16 protein-coding genes are annotated in these 15,391 nt (G+C 38.5%); 10 read left to right on the top strand and 6 right to left on the bottom strand.

Annotation, left to right across the window (positions count from 1 at the left end; translation table 11 throughout):
- Window positions 1–10 precede the first annotated feature (10 nt).
- Both ftsH and rlmE read right to left on the bottom strand, forming a co-directional pair.
- The gene (gene ftsH / locus ACJJVX_RS09890; RefSeq protein ID WP_054203245.1) at window positions 11–1,954 is read right to left on the bottom strand and encodes an ATP-dependent zinc metalloprotease FtsH; all 1,944 of its coding nucleotides are present in this window, start codon (window positions 1,952–1,954) and stop codon (window positions 11–13) included.
- Between the two features lie 66 nt (window positions 1,955–2,020).
- Window positions 2,021–2,650 carry a 23S rRNA (uridine(2552)-2'-O)-methyltransferase RlmE gene (gene rlmE / locus ACJJVX_RS09885; protein ID WP_054203246.1) on the bottom strand — a complete coding sequence of 210 codons (630 nt, stop codon included), beginning with the start codon at window positions 2,648–2,650 and terminating at the stop codon, window positions 2,021–2,023.
- 88 nt (window positions 2,651–2,738) lie between these two features.
- On the opposite strand from rlmE, the gene yhbY reads away from it, so the two are divergent.
- Entirely contained in the window at window positions 2,739–3,035 is a 297-nt protein-coding gene (gene yhbY, locus ACJJVX_RS09880) for a ribosome assembly RNA-binding protein YhbY (protein WP_054203247.1), read from the top strand.
- A gap of 93 nt (window positions 3,036–3,128) precedes the next feature.
- Here the strand turns inward: yhbY and ACJJVX_RS09875 are convergent, their stop codons facing one another.
- Both ACJJVX_RS09875 and ACJJVX_RS09870 read right to left on the bottom strand, forming a co-directional pair.
- Window positions 3,129–3,605, bottom strand: a complete 477-nt coding sequence (locus ACJJVX_RS09875; RefSeq protein WP_054203248.1) for a histidine phosphatase family protein — start codon at window positions 3,603–3,605, stop codon at window positions 3,129–3,131.
- Window positions 3,606–3,614: 9 nt separating this feature from the next.
- Window positions 3,615–4,778: a serine hydrolase gene (locus tag ACJJVX_RS09870; RefSeq protein ID WP_170173174.1), complete on the bottom strand. Its 1,164-nt coding sequence runs from the start codon at window positions 4,776–4,778 to the stop codon at window positions 3,615–3,617.
- Window positions 4,779–4,893: 115 nt separating this feature from the next.
- On the opposite strand from ACJJVX_RS09870, the gene ACJJVX_RS09865 reads away from it, so the two are divergent.
- The 6 genes from ACJJVX_RS09865 to ACJJVX_RS09840 all read left to right on the top strand — a co-directional run bounded on the left by ACJJVX_RS09865 (window position 4,894) and on the right by ACJJVX_RS09840 (window position 10,817).
- Window positions 4,894–5,697 carry a hypothetical protein gene (locus tag ACJJVX_RS09865; protein ID WP_054453944.1) on the top strand — a complete coding sequence of 268 codons (804 nt, stop codon included), beginning with the start codon at window positions 4,894–4,896 and terminating at the stop codon, window positions 5,695–5,697.
- A 297-nt stretch (window positions 5,698–5,994) separates the two neighbouring features.
- Window positions 5,995–6,819 carry a MipA/OmpV family protein gene (locus tag ACJJVX_RS09860; protein WP_054203472.1) on the top strand — a complete coding sequence of 275 codons (825 nt, stop codon included), beginning with the start codon at window positions 5,995–5,997 and terminating at the stop codon, window positions 6,817–6,819.
- Window positions 6,809–7,201: a DUF3019 domain-containing protein gene (locus tag ACJJVX_RS09855; RefSeq protein WP_082355640.1), complete on the top strand. Its 393-nt coding sequence runs from the start codon at window positions 6,809–6,811 to the stop codon at window positions 7,199–7,201. The genes ACJJVX_RS09860 and ACJJVX_RS09855 overlap by 11 nt, the downstream gene beginning before the upstream one ends.
- A gap of 13 nt (window positions 7,202–7,214) precedes the next feature.
- Window positions 7,215–7,919: a response regulator transcription factor gene (locus ACJJVX_RS09850; RefSeq protein WP_054203250.1), complete on the top strand. Its 705-nt coding sequence runs from the start codon at window positions 7,215–7,217 to the stop codon at window positions 7,917–7,919.
- Window positions 7,920–7,955: 36 nt separating this feature from the next.
- A complete protein-coding gene (locus ACJJVX_RS09845) occupies window positions 7,956–9,242 on the top strand; it encodes an ATP-binding protein (RefSeq protein ID WP_054203251.1) in 1,287 nt (428 codons plus the stop codon).
- Between the two features lie 222 nt (window positions 9,243–9,464).
- On the top strand, window positions 9,465–10,817 hold the full coding sequence (locus ACJJVX_RS09840) for a sodium-dependent transporter (RefSeq protein ID WP_405631260.1): 1,353 nt from the start codon (window positions 9,465–9,467) through the stop codon (window positions 10,815–10,817).
- 23 nt (window positions 10,818–10,840) lie between these two features.
- Here ACJJVX_RS09840 and ACJJVX_RS09835 read toward each other — a convergent pair whose 3' ends face one another.
- Window positions 10,841–11,293, bottom strand: coding sequence for a GNAT family N-acetyltransferase (locus ACJJVX_RS09835; RefSeq protein ID WP_169327131.1), 453 nt, complete (start codon window positions 11,291–11,293; stop codon window positions 10,841–10,843).
- A 330-nt stretch (window positions 11,294–11,623) separates the two neighbouring features.
- Entirely contained in the window at window positions 11,624–12,367 is a 744-nt protein-coding gene (locus ACJJVX_RS09830) for a sporulation protein (RefSeq protein ID WP_054203254.1), read from the bottom strand.
- Between the two features lie 261 nt (window positions 12,368–12,628).
- Here ACJJVX_RS09830 and ACJJVX_RS09825 point away from each other — a divergent pair, with 261 nt between their 5' ends.
- From ACJJVX_RS09825 to ACJJVX_RS09815, 3 genes are all read left to right on the top strand, one after another.
- Window positions 12,629–14,200, top strand: a complete 1,572-nt coding sequence (locus ACJJVX_RS09825) for a cation:proton antiporter family protein (RefSeq protein ID WP_054203474.1) — start codon at window positions 12,629–12,631, stop codon at window positions 14,198–14,200.
- Between the two features lie 285 nt (window positions 14,201–14,485).
- Complete coding sequence (locus tag ACJJVX_RS09820) at window positions 14,486–14,767, top strand: hypothetical protein (RefSeq protein ID WP_054203255.1); 282 nt, start codon at window positions 14,486–14,488, stop codon at window positions 14,765–14,767.
- A 114-nt stretch (window positions 14,768–14,881) separates the two neighbouring features.
- Window positions 14,882–15,112 (top strand): DUF3820 family protein, encoded by a 231-nt coding sequence (locus ACJJVX_RS09815; RefSeq protein WP_054203256.1) that lies wholly within the window; start codon window positions 14,882–14,884, stop codon window positions 15,110–15,112.
- The last annotated feature ends 279 nt before the right edge of the window (window positions 15,113–15,391 follow it).

Raw genomic sequence — 15,391 nt, 5'->3', positions numbered from 1 at the left:
ATTTTAACTGTTATTCAGCTTTATCATCAAGATTTGTTTCATCTTTTTGTGCTGGTTTTTCATCTTTTTCAATAACAGGCTCTGCTTTTGTCTCAGCTGGAGCTGGTTTTTTATCAGCCGTGTCACGACGATCATGTGCATCACGTGGTTCACGCACTGGCTGACGCGCCATTAAATCATCAATCTGCTTCGCATCAATTGTTTCATACTTCATTAATGCATCTTTCATTGAGTGCAATATATCAATATGATCTTTTAAGATTGCTTCGGCGCGTTGATAGTTACGATCTGAGAGTAAACGAACTTCAGTATCAATCACTTTTGCTGTTTCATCCGACATGCTCATAGAACGACCACCGCCGCCACCCATGTACATCTCGTTTTGATCTTCAGCGTACAATAGTGGCCCTAACTTTTCACTTAGGCCCCACTGTGTAACCATTTTACGGGCAATATCCGTTGCACGCTCAATGTCATTACTTGCACCCGTAGTTACTTTATCTTCACCATAAATAAGCGCTTCGGCAATACGGCCACCGTAGAGACTTGAAATCATTGACTCAAGCAACTCTTTAGAATGACTAACACGATCTTGTTCAGGTAAGTACATAGTTACACCAAGGGCACGGCCACGAGGTATTATCGATACTTTATAAACGGGATCATGCTCAGGTACCATGCGGCCAACAATTGCGTGTCCCGCCTCATGGTAAGCCGTCATTTCTTTTTCTTTCTCGCTCATCACCATGGTTTTGCGCTCTGCGCCCATCATGATTTTATCTTTAGCAGCGTCAAATTCAGCCATGCTAACAACACGTTTATTACTACGTGCGGCATATAAAGCAGCTTCATTTACAAGGTTTGCTAAGTCAGCGCCAGAAAAGCCCGGAGTACCACGTGCGATAACAGATGCCTCAACGTTATCACCTAATGGCACTTTACGCATATGTACTTTAAGTATTTGCTCACGGCCACGTATATCAGGTAAACCAACCACCACTTGACGGTCAAAACGACCTGGACGAAGTAAAGCGGGGTCTAATACGTCAGGACGGTTAGTCGCTGCAATAACAATAATACCTTCATTGCCTTCAAAACCATCCATTTCTACAAGCATTTGGTTTAGCGTTTGCTCACGTTCGTCGTGACCACCGCCCATACCCGCACCACGTTTGCGACCTACGGCATCAATCTCATCGATGAAAATAATGCAAGGAGCTGCTTTTTTCGCTTGTTCAAACATATCACGAACACGAGAAGCACCAACACCAACAAACATCTCAACGAAATCAGAACCTGATATAGTAAAAAATGGTACTTTGGCTTCACCGGCAACAGCTTTCGCTAATAACGTTTTACCCGTACCAGGAGGTCCGACCATAAGTACGCCTTTAGGAATACTACCGCCTAACTTTTGGAATTTAGAAGGATCTCGTAAAAAGTCCACTAACTCAGTCACATCATCTTTTGCTTCATCGCAACCTGCAACATCAGCGAAGGTCGTTTTAATTTGATCTTCACTCATTAAGCGCGCTTTGCTTTTACCAAACGACATTGCGCCTTTACCGCCACCACCTTGCATTTGACGCATGAAGAATATCCATACACCAAGCAGTAGTAACATCGGGAACCATGAAATCAAGATACTTACTAAAAATGATTGCTCTTCAGGCTTAACGCCTTTTACATTCACATCACTTTTTAGTAGATCATTTAAAATATCTTTATCGTAAATAGGCATAATGGTTTGAAATTTCTCACCATTAGACTTAATACCAGTTATTGTGCCACTGGTACTTTCAATAGCCACTTCTTGTATAGAGCCATTTCTAGCATCTTTTACAAATTGACTGTAACTAGTTTGACGATCTATTTGATCGCCGCCATTAAAGCTCTGAAATACTGACATTAGCACAACTGCAATGACCAGCCAGAGTATTAGATTTTTCGCCATATCGCTCAAGGGGTTAACCTCTTGTATCCAATTAATTTAAATTCAACTAAACGCCTGACAACTGTACTACAGTTTATAGCCTGTCGCTACTATAAATACTTCACGAGAACGAGCACGAGAAGCGTCGGGTTTACGGATTTTTACAGCTTTAAAGCTGCTTCGTACATTTTGTAGGTATTCATCAAAGCCTTCACCTTGGAATACTTTTACAATAAATGCACCATTTTTCTTTAATACTTGGTGACACATATCAAGCGCAAGCTCAACTAAATACATGCTTCCAGCTTGGTCAACGGAGCTATTACCGCTCATGTTAGGTGCCATGTCTGAGAGCACTACATCAACATTTTTTCCGCCAATACGATTTAATAACGCATCTAAAACAGCTTCTTCTCGAAAGTCTCCTTGTAAAAAGTCAACGCCTGCAAGTGAATCCATCGGCAAAATATCGCAAGCGATCACTTGCCCTTTCATGCCAATTTTTTCAACTAAGTACTGTGACCAACTACCTGGCGCAGCGCCCAAGTCAACAACGGTCATAGCTGGGCGTAATAATTTATCTTTATTTTGGATCTCGTCGAGTTTAAAAATCGCACGAGAACGCCAACCTTTCTTTTGTGCCTCGTGAACATAAGGATCATCAAAATGTTCCTTCAACCATCGCTGTGAACTGGCCGAAAGTTTTTTATTCGTCATAAATTAACACGCAACTAATTAGTAATATTCTCTAGATGGCGTTAGAATACCCTTAATTCAAGCCATATTCAGCAAAATTTGTAACAACATGAAATTATCGAACAAACAAAAGCAGTTTTTAAAAGGTCAAGCACACTCTCTTAAGCCAGTCGTTTTACTCGGTTCAAACGGTTTAACGGAAGGTGTTTTAGTAGAAATTCAAAGTGCATTAGAAATTCATGAGCTTATCAAGGTAAAAGTACCTACTGATGACAGAGAAACTAAGGCATTGATTTTTGAAGCAATTATTCGTGAAACTGGCGCTGAAAAGTTACAGTCAATTGGTCATGTTATTGTGCTTTACCGCCAGAGTGAAGAAAAGAAAATTCAATTACCGCGTAATTAGGCTTTTCCTTCTTTGTAAAAAAAACCAGCGCTCGCTGGTTTTTTTATGCCTGAAAAACACGGTTAAATAATTTTCTAAATTGTATGACTTTGCTTAAAACCCCATCTTTAGATCATTTAACGTATAGCCCTGTGACTCCTTATTTAATAAAAAATAGCGGTCAAATTCACTTTCAGGCATTTTTTCCAACTCTACTGAATTAAATAATTGCGCTAATTCTACGGTTGTATTGCTATGGCCAATAATAATAACTGTGCCACTTTTAGTGAGTATGTCTTGTTGTAGAGCAACCAACTTGCTTGGATCGTATGTAGCTATTTTTACTTTAAAGTGATCAGCTAATGGTGCCGCTGTTTCAAGTGTACGGTTATAGTGGGTGCTATACAGCGTAACGGTCTTTGGCGTGTTAATTAAAGAATGTAATTGCTGTGCTCTAATTTCTCCGCGTGCTGATAAATGTGGATCTTTATCTGTTAGCTTTTCACTATGACGAAACAAATATATTTGCTCTGGTTGTGCATTTATATAAGCACTGAAAAACACTATCAATACACTTAATAAAATTTTCATCGTATACCTTTAAAGTTTAGGAGTTAACTGCGCTTGTTTATAAGCTAATACACGATTAATAAAGTCTGTTGTAAGCTCGTTAATTAACCCTGTTTCAGCATTTAAAACTAAGCTGAAACCAATATTCATATGTGGGATCACAACTAAATCACTTCGATAGCCTTGTACCCACCCACTATGATAGTAAATTGTTTCATTATCATAATTATATACACGCCACCCTAAACCATAATATGCTTCTTTTAGGTGTTTTTTCCATACTCTACGACGCAGCTCTTTTTTCGTTTGGGTATAAGGACGCGTTTGTCTGGCGAGTTCATCTTTGGATAACACACTTGGGTAATAACCTAGTTGTGCTTTTAACCAAATAGCCATATCACTAGCACTTGCATTAACACCTGCCGCAGGAATAACTTTATAGTAATTCTTTTTAAGCTTTGCTGTATGCCACTTTTTACGGCCACGCACATGAGGATGTGCATAGTTTCCATCAGCGACCATTGACTGATAACCAACGCTGGCATTTTTCATTTGTAGCGGAGAAAAAATAAATTCATTTAACCAACGCGAGTAACTCATTTGAGTACTGCTTATAATCACCTCATCAATCAAACTGAACATGACATTTTGATAGCCATAGCATTGCCCAGGTTGGCAAATTGGTTGCACGCTTAACAGCTTCGCGACTATGTCTGGATAGTTCATCCGTGATTCTATTAAATTATCATAGGCGTTTGGCACTAAGCCGCTAGAGTGACTTAATAAGTGAAATACTTTTAAGTTATCTTTATAGCTAGTATTCGCAAATTCTGGAATAAACTTACTTACGGGGTCATCTAATGAAAACTTTTCTTGTCCGACTAGTTTTGCTGTCAACGCGCCTGCAAAAGTCTTTGATACAGAGGCTAATCTAAATCGAGTATATTCATTTACTCGCTGGCCATTTTTTAATTTAGTTACACCGAAACCTTTAACATATGTATTATCTGGGCCATTGACTATCGATAACGCTCCGGCGGGTATACCTTTACTTTTTAATTTGTTCTGCAAATGTTTGTTATAGTCTTTAAGTAATGCTTGCCATTGTTCGTTGGCTGCGTTCACTCGGGGGTGAAAAAACACCATCGACAGCAGTAAAATAAAAGAATAAATTAATGGGACTGAGTACTTCATTTTTTATTATTTTAATCTATTTAGGAAGTTTCTTAGTTCATAATACCATGAACTTTTAACTAGACTCACGTACAATGCGCCGATTAATTGATTTTATAAGGGTTTTACAGTGCTAATTCGTTTTTTTTCAATCGTTTCTTTTATTTTAATTACAACGGGCTGCGTTACTTCACCAACCCCTGCCCCGCTTTTAGCAATGCCAGAAAAACCGCAACTAAAAAGTCAAACTTATCAGGTTAAATACGTAACAGAGCACGCATCCCCCAAAGTAAAATCAGTACAATTACCAGCCCATAAATTAAAACGCAATCAAAGCATTAAAATAGTTGCTGATAAAACAAGTGTTACAGATACACTAAAAAAACAAATTAGCGATGCGTTAGAGATGATTAATCTGCGTGTCACAGAGCAAAATAATAGCGACTATATACTCTCAATTCACCAATTAGATTTAAGCTTTCTTGATGATACTCAATATCAGGTGTCAACACCTAAAACCCCTTACCCTCTATTTAATGAAATTGCAGCCCAATTCCCTTCTCAGCAATGTGCAACAATAAATGCACAAGTGAGCATGCGATTAACACATAAAGCATCTGGTGATGTTGTATGGTTTGGTAAGTCATCGATTGACAGCGCAAGTTTTCATCGTGAGCCATTAATATACACTTTTAACGAAGAACAAATAATTAGCAATGAATTAGATATTGCAACATTCATACATGCACAAAATACAGAGCAAGCGCGAATTGCACGTGCAAAGCAAGACATTAGTGTGCCTAGCTATCAAACTATCTCAAAGCTAACCAGTTTAGTTAAAACTCAGGGGCCGTGTAATCGCACAGAAGTAAGCGCCTTAACGCCTATGATGCACTACTATTTAAGTAGTATTTTAATTGATAAAATTAAAGTTCAGTAAACCACTGTGATAAATGGACTATTTAACCTCTAATTATGGCTCTATTATTAAAATCAATAACGCAGTATAAATCTTTTAAACCAAACCCTTGGGCGTTTTTTGAGGTGATTTGAGTATATCCCCCTCGGCAACTACAAAAGCGCCGAGGAACGCCTACTTTAAAAATAAATACATTTATTGCACTCAAATACATTTTTTTACAGATTTAAATAACTATTTGACAATATAATACAGTTAATTACTGTTTATTTATTTGGATAACGGATGCGATTGGTACAAAATCCACTACAAAAGCTGATGATATTTGTGATCAGTGTGTGTTTATGGCACAGCCCGAGTTATGCAAGTAATCGTTATTATGCAGACAATACCCTAGAACCGACGGCAGGTTTTGCCTGGGACTGGAGTGCTGGCGCTGGTTATTATATCGAAGATTCCTACTTAGTTGGTATGGATTCATATAGTCACGGCGTGTTACTTGATATTAACCTAGCCCTATCTTACGAACGCTTTTATTTAGACATTGATCACAGTCAACTCAGTGGTGGTGTCATTATTGGTTATAGCCTGATAGATAAATTTGATTGGGGGCTGGATATTCTTGGCACCAATATACAAGCGGGCTTTAACGAAACAGGTCTAGATCTATACGCTGAGGGCACTATTAAAGAGCTCGATGGTATTAAAAGTCGTCGATATGATTTTGATACTGGCCTGCGCCTTACCCGACGATTTGAAAATTCACAGATTTCGTTTGAATACTTACATGATATTTCTAGCGCGCATAATGGCTGGGTCGTAAATACTTTTTTTAGCCATATTTTACCGTGGCAAAACTGGGAGTTTCGAACCGGCTTAGGCTTTAGCGCATATTCTGCTGATTTTACAAATTACTATTTTGGCATTACCCCAAGTGAAGCAACCCCAACTCGTCCCGTTTATCATACGGGCACATCAACAAGTATGATATTTGAATTCCACGCCGAATATCCGCTTAATCAGCATTGGGTATTTTTAGGTGGTTGGCTATCAACGTGGTTTTCCAATGAAATAGTTAATAGTCCAATTGTATCTCAGGGGTACCAGCATAAAGCGATGATGGGCGTGCGTTATGTATTCTAAAGCTTCAGTAATTTTATTATTGTTGCTGGGTATTAACCCGTTATATGCAAGCGACACAAAACCATTAGATAATAGCTTAGTAGCCCTACCCGATACCTGCGTAGCATTACGCGAAGGACGCAAATGCTACGCTGATGTTGAGCTAAACTGGCAACACAGTACACTCGGTAATTATTGCTTACGTGATGCAACATCTAAGCACATTATGCAATGCTGGTTAAGACAAAGTAATGGGAAGTTCAATTATGCATTTGACTCGATTGAAAGCATTTCATTTGAACTAATTAATAGTGATACAGGCAAAATCATCGCATCAGCACAAGTGCAGCTGCAGTGGGTTTATCAAAACCGCCAAAAGAAACGCCGCTGGCGCCTTTTTTAAAAAAGAGAACACTATGGACAATTACGGCACAATCTTACTTGTTGAAGATGATCAGTCACTCGCTCAGTGGGTCGCTGAATACTTAACTGAGCAAGGCTATACCACACAAATTTGTGTTCGCGGCGATCAGGTCGTCAGTCATGTTAAAGAGCTAAAACCTGATTTAATCTTACTCGATATTATGCTGCCAGGCCAAGATGGGATCAGTGTTTGTCGAGAGCTACGCCAGTTTTATCAATCCCCTATCATTATGCTCACTGCAAGAGATGATGAAATGGATGAAGTGATCGGGTTAGAAGTAGGCGCCAGTGACTATATAATGAAGCCAGTCAGACCTCGAGCACTATTGGCTCGTATCAAAGCAGCATTGCGACTAAGCAATGATAATAGTGAGAATAAGGTTGATGATTCGATTATCCAAGTTGGTTTATTAAAAATAGACACACAGTCACGAAATGTTTTCGTCGATAATGTTGAGCACCCTATCTCTAGTGCTGAATATTTACTACTGCAATACTTAGCCAGTAATGCAGGCCAAGTTGTATCTCGTGATGCTGTATTTAAAGCAACGAAAGGCCGAGAGTACGATGGGTTGGATCGCAGTGTTGATGTGCTTATCTCTGCGTTACGAAAAAAGTTTAATGATGATCCGCAGCACCCGGAAAAAATCAAAACCATTTGGGGACGTGGCTATTTACTCGTCGCCAGTGCATGGTGATGCGTCAGTTAATTTTATTATGTATTTAACAAGCCCATGAAAAAGTTTTATCTTTCTTTACTTGCCAGCGCCTTGTTATCTATTGTGATACTTGGTTGGCTAATAGATGCATTTAGCCAGCAAACTCACCACACTGAAGATGAGTTTGCTCTACAAAGTAAAATATTAATGGGGTTTAGCCAGCAGATTATAGCTCAACCTCTCGATAAACGTGTTCGCTTTACCCAAAATCTAGCAGAGCAATTTTCATTACCGCTAACCTATCGCGCTACACAGTCACTCGCACTCCCGGCCTCTCTACTTACCCAAATGCGTGCGCCTGGTGGGCTCATCCTTGAAGATCAACAAGGCTTTTATTTACTCTACACAAATACACAACTTTCACCATTTCATTTAAAGCTACGCCTAGAGAAGCTGCATCAACAAGAACAACATAATGACATGTTACTTACCTTGCTTTTTTATGCTGGTTTATGTGTTTTTATGGGGTTTATTATTGCACCATTAGCAAATCGTTTAGGTGTTGTGAACGACGCAGCTAAAAAGTTTGCAGTAGGTGATTTAAGCGCACGTATTAAGGTATCCCACTTTACTTATATAAAAGATGTAGAGCGCACATTTAACCGTATGGCGAGCCAAATTGAAAAACTCCTTGATGAAAACAAATTAATGGCGTCTAGCTTATCTCATGATATACGCACTCCTATTGCCTGTTTGCGCTTCGGTTTAGATGCTGCGATTGATTGTCATGATGAAGATAAAATAAAACATTATTTAGCTCGCATGGAATCGGATTTAGATCAAATGGAATCCATGCTTAAAAGCTATTTAGCATTTGCAACCTTAGAGCAACAAGCAAATCAGCTTACCTATTCAAACACATTAATGAATGATTATTTAGCAACAATTATTAATCAATTAGCTCCTAAATTAGCCAATCAAACTATTGATTTAGAATTAGTCAGCGATAATGAAAATTTAACAGCGGATCTGCATTGGTTAGCGCGCGCCATTACTAACTTACTTAACAATGCCTGTGATTTTGCGCATAGCCGCATTGTGTTAACGGCAAAACGACAAGGGCACATAATCACATTTATTGTTGAAGATGATGGGCCGGGAATAGCCCAACAAAATTGGCATAAAGTCTTTAGCCCTTTTTTTCAAGAGCAAAATCACCGTAATAGAGCAGATCAAAGTTACGGCTTAGGGCTTGCGATTGTTGCTAAAGTCGCTGATTGGCACCACGGCACTATTAAACTTGGCAAAAGCGAACGACTCGGCGGTGCTTGCTTTACCTTGAAAATACATAACCACGAGTAAATGTAATTAAAATGTTACGCTTTACAGTCATCGTATCTCTGTTTATATACCTATACAACAAACACTTAATAGGTAAAAAATAAAGGGACAAGCTCACTGATTGATGCAAAAAAGTCCAATGTTACGTTTTTAGCGTTTATTCACTAAAATAAGAGCTTTTTATTTTTTTGCATTTACAGTAGATTGTCAGCGCCGTCACAAAATAGAGAAGTAATAATAATTATGAGCGCAGTAAGAGGGGAGTTTAGCTCCCGTTTTGGATTTATAATGGCCGCCGCGGGTTCTGCTGTGGGGCTTGGAAATATTTGGGGCTTCCCCACACAAACCGCAAGTAATGGCGGTGCCGCATTTTTAGTTGCCTACCTTGTGCTGGCTTTTTGTTTAGCCTACCCTGCATTAATGGCTGAATTAACAATTGGCCGTCATGGTCAAGCAAATGCCGTAACTTCTTTACGTAAAATATCGAATGATGGCTGGCAAAAACACTTCGCTTTTGTGGTCGGTTTTGGTGGCATAATTTGCGCTGGTTTAATTTTAAGTTTTTATGCCATTGTGGCCGGCTGGATGATCAGTGCGACACTAGAACCGGTGGCTACACTCGCTGGAAGTCAAACAGCTTCAACATGGCTAAGTGAGCAATCACTTTCTCGTGATTTACTGTTTACTGCAGGTTTTATAATCTTAACTGTAGCAATTATTAGTAAAGGTGTAGAAAACGGCATAGAAAAGTGGTCAAAACGCTTAATGCCTGCATTACTTTCCATTTTATTTGCTTTAATTATTTATGTAATGATGCAAGATGGCGCCATGACAGGTCTTAAAGCCTACTTGGTCCCTGATTTCAGTTCTATATTAAACCCTGAGTTACTCGTAAGTGCATTAGGGCAAGCCTTTTTCTCATTATCACTCGGTACAAGTGTAATGATAATTTACGGCTCTTATATCAGTAAAAAAGAAAACTTAGTTTCTTTGGGTGCATACGTAACACTTATTGATGTATTTATTGCTTTTGTTGCGGGCTTATTAATTATCCCTGCGATGTATGTAGCTCAAGCGCAAGGTGTTGAAATATTCTCTGCGACAGGCGAGCTATTATCAGAAGACACCTTAGTATTTCAGGTTTTACCTGCCTTATTTGATGGCATGGGCACTATTGGTTTATTCGTCGGCTTTGCATTTTTTGCTTTGATGAGCATTGCTGCCCTAACATCTTCTATCTCAATGTTAGAAGCACCGGTTTCATATGCCGTTGAACGTTTTTCATTAAACCGCCTTACTGCTACCTGGCTAATTGGCGCCATTATTGCGGTGGTCAGTTTTACTATTATTTTAAACTTTGGCACTTTATTCGGCTTTGTTATCGCATTGACAACTAAATTTGGCCAACCATTGCTAGGTTTAATGTGCTGCTTATTTGTTGGTTGGATTTGGTATCGCAACTCTTTACTAACTGAAATTCAACAAGGCTGCCCAGAAGTTGCTAATGGTATATTTTGGAAAATTTGGCCATGGTATATTAAATTCATTTGCCCAATAGCAATCGGTTTAGTGTTTGTAAGTTCGTTATTAGGTTAATTCAACGTAATAAAAACCGCTCATCAAACTGAGCGGTTTTTTAAAATCATATCTTGGTGTTCAATCCCATCTTCTAAATACACTCCACCCGTTTTTTCAAAGCCAAATTCACTATAAAAGTCGAGTAAGTATGTCTGCGCGCCTATATAAATATCCCGCGAAGGCCAGTGCTTTAAACAACAGTGAATCGCCTCTTTGACTAATATAGCAGCCAGTCCTTTACCTCGCTGAGACTTTTCAATTAACACACGACCAATAGCACTGTATTGCTCATTTTTGGCATAACAACGCGCATATGCGTACAAGCATGGCTCTTCACTCCAAAAAAGGTGTTGTGTATCAGATTGAGTGTCTACGTCATCTAATTCTGGATACGGGCACTGCTGCTCAACAACAAAAACATCAACTCGGCCGCGCATTATATTAAATAATTCAGTACTACTTAGCTGTGAAAATAACTTACTTACTAATTGCATCAAAGTGCTCTTATAAAAAAGCCCAGACGATGCTGGGCTATTCATTAAAATTACTAGGGCGTGTTGACCTTTGTGGATTGAAATTTGTTCAATCTAGGGGCGATTTAATCGCGGCGCGAGGTTTGTAACCTAGTGGGCTAAGTAAAAACCGAGCAACAAAGAGTTAATCGCCCCTAGGAAGAACCCTTTGGGCAGCGCATGTTTGGCATTTATACTGCGTTATCGCCTATTTATAGGGAGCAACCACACACCATAGGCGCTGCCTTGTCTAAATACCAAATAAACTGCTGCAAAATAAATCACGAAAGGTCAACACGCCCTAACCTACCTTTATGTAAGCAGGCGCTCTAACTGATCACATAATTGTGATAAATTCACGTGGTCATGTTCGATTGTTAAATCTACGTAGCCATCACCTCTAAACGCCCTATCTAATTCGATTAATACATGCGTTTTATGAGCTTCAGGCACAAATGATAATTCAATTTCTTTAAGGCCAAATAAACTGCGGCTATTGGGTCTATATTCAAGTTCTTGATAGCACCCTGATACTGAAGCAAATGTACTTGCGCGTAAAAAGCCTTTTTCCACGTCAGCTTTAACTAAACTAAAGCCCAATTTATCCATCGCTTGCATAAACGTATTTACTGCATCATTTGGGTATATATGCAGATGATCCTTATCTGTTGGATCAAGCGCTAAATCAATATCAAGCCCGGTCTCTAACCACACATGTGATTGATTAGAACCCGCATTAATTTCGGTGATGGGGGTTTCAGAGTGTAAGCGAGCTTCAAAAGGTATCTGTTTTTGCTCGCCCGGCTCCAATGTGCCTATATCGGTTATACGCCACTTATCTATTATATGATTCGTAAAATAAGCACCGTCTTCACCTTCTACTTTTACCTTGGTGACTAATGCTAAATCTAAACCGGCAATTTCTTGGCTCACGTCACCTGCTGTAATAACAATTTGAGCATTAAATATTTGCCCTGGTTGCAGGTGTTCTGTTTCAAGAACAGTATCAACTTTTGCAGCACCAATACCTATTGATGCAAGAATCTTTTTAAACATCTATTTCTCCTTAAGCCGCCTACTTCTACAAAGTGCCACTTAAATTCCTTTGTTACTGCATCTTAACCACATTTAAAAGCTGCTGTCAGCGAAAATGTTGCTATTTATGCCGTTTTTACACGAAAAAACAATCATTGCATGATTTTTAAACATAAATAATACACTACTCGATCAACTAACATACGAAATATGGCTTTATTATTTTCAAATATAGTGATCTTTCGCTACACTGACCCTCTACATGAAGTGATGTTAAGAATTATGGAAATAATATTTTTTGCCACAGCGTTTGTTTGTGGGTTTGTCGTTTATCAACTAAAACTCCCACCGTTAATCGGCTTTTTAATTGCAGGGTTTGCGCTAAACTTATGCGGTTTTCAAAGCACTGAACTACTAAACTCAGTAGCCGACCTTGGTGTTACTTTATTGCTTTTTAGCATTGGTTTGAAATTACGTGTTGCTAATTTACTCAAACCTCAAGTATGGGCTCCAGCTTCAATACATATAATATTGAGCAGTGCTCTATTTTGTGGATTAATGTTGTTCCTTGGTTATTTAGCATTACCAATGTTTGATGAGTTAAGCTGGCAAAGTGCTTTACTCGTCGGTTTTGCTTTTAGTTTTTCAAGTACTGTATTTGCAGTGAAAGTGCTTGAGGAGCGAGGTGAAATGGCTAGTTTGCATGGTAAAATAGCTATTGGTATTTTAGTTATGCAAGATATTTTTGCCGTAATATTTCTCGCTATAAGTACAGGGAAAACACCAAATGGCTGGGCACTTGCTTTATTTGTTGCTCTTCCACTACTTCGCCCTGTTATGTTTTGGATTTTAAATCGCTCTAAACATGGTGAGCTCTTACCTCTTTTTGGTTTCTTTTTTGCTTTAGTCTTAGGGTATAACGCATTTGAATTTGCAGGGCTTAAAGGTGATTTAGGTGCATTAATTGTAGGCATGATGTTCGCGCCTCACAAAAAAGCAGGTGAACTAGCTAAGTCACTACTTAATTTGAAAGAAATACTGTTAGTCGGCTTTTTCTTAACGATTGGTTTAGGTGCTGAGTTGACCGTTAATTCATTATTGATAGCACTTGTTATCATTATGGTACTTCCGATCAAAGTATTTTTATATTATGTACTGACTAACGCATTTAAATTGCGAGCACGTACTTCGCTTTTAAGCGCATTTACGTTAACCAACTACAGTGAATTTGGTTTAATTGTATGTATGGTTGCTGCAACAAGCGGTTTAATAACCAATGAATGGCTGGCTGTTATGGCTATTGCGGTATCTATAACATTTATTATCGCCTCTCCTTTGAATAAACGCTCTAATGAAATTTACGTAAAAATAGAGCAGTGGCTATTGCGTTTTGAAAGTGACACTCGATTAGCTGAAGAGCTGCCTGTTAACCTAAATAATACAAGAATAGTTATATTTGGTATGGGTCGAATTGGCACAGGTGCTTATGAGACAATCAATTTAACACACCCTGGTGTTGTAGCTGGCGTTGACATAAAACCAGAGGTTGTTGATAAACATGTTCGTCGTGATCGAAAGGCATTACTTGCAGACGCTACAGATCCAGACTTTTGGCAACGTGTAAATCACTCTAATGTTGAAATGATTATGCTAGCAATGCCTAAACATATGCAAAACATATTTGCATTAGAACAGTTACGTGCCTCAGGCTATCAAGGTCAGGTTACTGCGATTGCAAATTACCCTGATCAACAAAAAGAGCTGGAAGATATGGGTGTTGATTCAACTTATAACTTCTATTTAGAAGCCGGTAGCGGTTTTGCTGAACATGTGAAACAAAAATTATTTTCTTAATATAAATTAGGTTCTTAGTACCACTTTAGGTACTGAGAACTATTTTTATTTATATATCATTAACTTACTTCTAGATGGCCAAAGTCTCAATAAAAACCTCATCAAATATCGGTCAAGTTTATTTACAAAGCTTTACATGCAGATTGGCATTTACTCATCAAAACAGAGTAAACTGCATTCGTTGACTAATTCGTAAGTATCTATTTTTAACATAAAAAGCTTTTTTATGTGTTTGCATACGTATTCAATTTGCTTTTTTTATTTCGTTATTAATAAGGTTTCTAGATGAAAAATAAGTTTCCCTCACAATTTCAAGCCGTAGCTGATGATGTCAAAAGTCCACGTTTAATGGAACTTCAAAATCGTCTAGATGAACTACAGAGAAATGGAATGACAGCGGTGACAATTCGCACCATACTCTTCCAAAAGATGCTAGATGCCTATCAAGTACCAAGTGATCATTTTTTGCGTGACAGTGAGACGCCTAATCGCATAGATGATCCATCATTGTTAAGTAGCCTTAAAAAGCTTGGATTTTCTAAAAAGCCACAACACCAAATTCATTAAAAACCCTGAGGGCCTACTCCCTCATTAAATAGGCTATTTCTTGCCCGTCATGGCCTATTTTCCTCCTCTTTTTTGTAATACACTTTAGTTAAAACGACTCAATAAAAGTTAACCATGGATTCTGAGCAGCTTAAAATAGCGATCAACACAAAAATGCCCTTCGGAAAATATGCAGGCAGACCACTACTACTTTTACCTGAACCTTATTTAGTCTGGTTTAAACAACAAGGCTTTCCTGATGGAACCCTCGGGGCTCAACTTGCAATGATGTATGAAGTGAAGCTAAATGGTTTAGAGCAGCTCCTTATGCCTCTATTAATAAAAAACAAAAACGACCCCTTATAGAGAAATAAATTATTGAATATTGAACTTAACGTTTCATTGCAGGTCTATTACTTTGCTATTTGTTGATTTTTGGTTTTAAAGATAAAGCACCGCCTAAGGTGCTTTTTTTTGTGCAAAATTAGTTAGGATTACATAACCGACGTTGAGGATAACCCTCTCTGTCAGACTAGTTGTCGCGCTTAATATTTAACCATTAAATAGAGGGTGTGGAGTAACAATGAAACATTATTCAGCGCAAAGCAAAGAGTCGGCTCTTCAGAAGATGATGCCTCCAAATAA

Origin of the sequence: Pseudoalteromonas sp. Ld20 (assembly GCF_045064175.1) — a bacterium.
GTDB classification, from domain to species: Bacteria; Pseudomonadota; Gammaproteobacteria; order Enterobacterales; family Alteromonadaceae; genus Pseudoalteromonas; species Pseudoalteromonas neustonica.
This window is presented reverse-complemented; position numbering and strand designations above follow the sequence as displayed.

Bases quoted from the DNA above. Each gene is read 5' to 3' on its own strand.
- ftsH (WP_054203245.1), bottom strand. From the start codon at position 1,954: ATGGCGAAAAATCTAATACTCTGGCTGGTCATTGCAGTTGTGCTAATG.
- rlmE (WP_054203246.1), bottom strand. From the start codon at position 2,650: ATGACGAATAAAAAACTTTCGGCCAGTTCACAGCGATGGTTGAAGGAA.
- yhbY (WP_054203247.1), top strand. From the start codon at position 2,739: ATGAAATTATCGAACAAACAAAAGCAGTTTTTAAAAGGTCAAGCACAC.
- ACJJVX_RS09875 (WP_054203248.1), bottom strand. From the start codon at position 3,605: ATGAAAATTTTATTAAGTGTATTGATAGTGTTTTTCAGTGCTTATATA.
- ACJJVX_RS09870 (WP_170173174.1), bottom strand. From the start codon at position 4,778: ATGAAGTACTCAGTCCCATTAATTTATTCTTTTATTTTACTGCTGTCG.
- ACJJVX_RS09860 (WP_054203472.1), top strand. From the start codon at position 5,995: ATGATATTTGTGATCAGTGTGTGTTTATGGCACAGCCCGAGTTATGCA.
- ACJJVX_RS09855 (WP_082355640.1), top strand. From the start codon at position 6,809: ATGTATTCTAAAGCTTCAGTAATTTTATTATTGTTGCTGGGTATTAAC.
- ACJJVX_RS09850 (WP_054203250.1), top strand. From the start codon at position 7,215: ATGGACAATTACGGCACAATCTTACTTGTTGAAGATGATCAGTCACTC.
- ACJJVX_RS09845 (WP_054203251.1), top strand. From the start codon at position 7,956: ATGAAAAAGTTTTATCTTTCTTTACTTGCCAGCGCCTTGTTATCTATT.
- ACJJVX_RS09840 (WP_405631260.1), top strand. From the start codon at position 9,465: ATGAGCGCAGTAAGAGGGGAGTTTAGCTCCCGTTTTGGATTTATAATG.
- ACJJVX_RS09835 (WP_169327131.1), bottom strand. From the start codon at position 11,293: ATGCAATTAGTAAGTAAGTTATTTTCACAGCTAAGTAGTACTGAATTA.
- ACJJVX_RS09830 (WP_054203254.1), bottom strand. From the start codon at position 12,367: ATGTTTAAAAAGATTCTTGCATCAATAGGTATTGGTGCTGCAAAAGTT.
- ACJJVX_RS09825 (WP_054203474.1), top strand. From the start codon at position 12,629: ATGGAAATAATATTTTTTGCCACAGCGTTTGTTTGTGGGTTTGTCGTT.
- ACJJVX_RS09820 (WP_054203255.1), top strand. From the start codon at position 14,486: ATGAAAAATAAGTTTCCCTCACAATTTCAAGCCGTAGCTGATGATGTC.
- ACJJVX_RS09815 (WP_054203256.1), top strand. From the start codon at position 14,882: ATGGATTCTGAGCAGCTTAAAATAGCGATCAACACAAAAATGCCCTTC.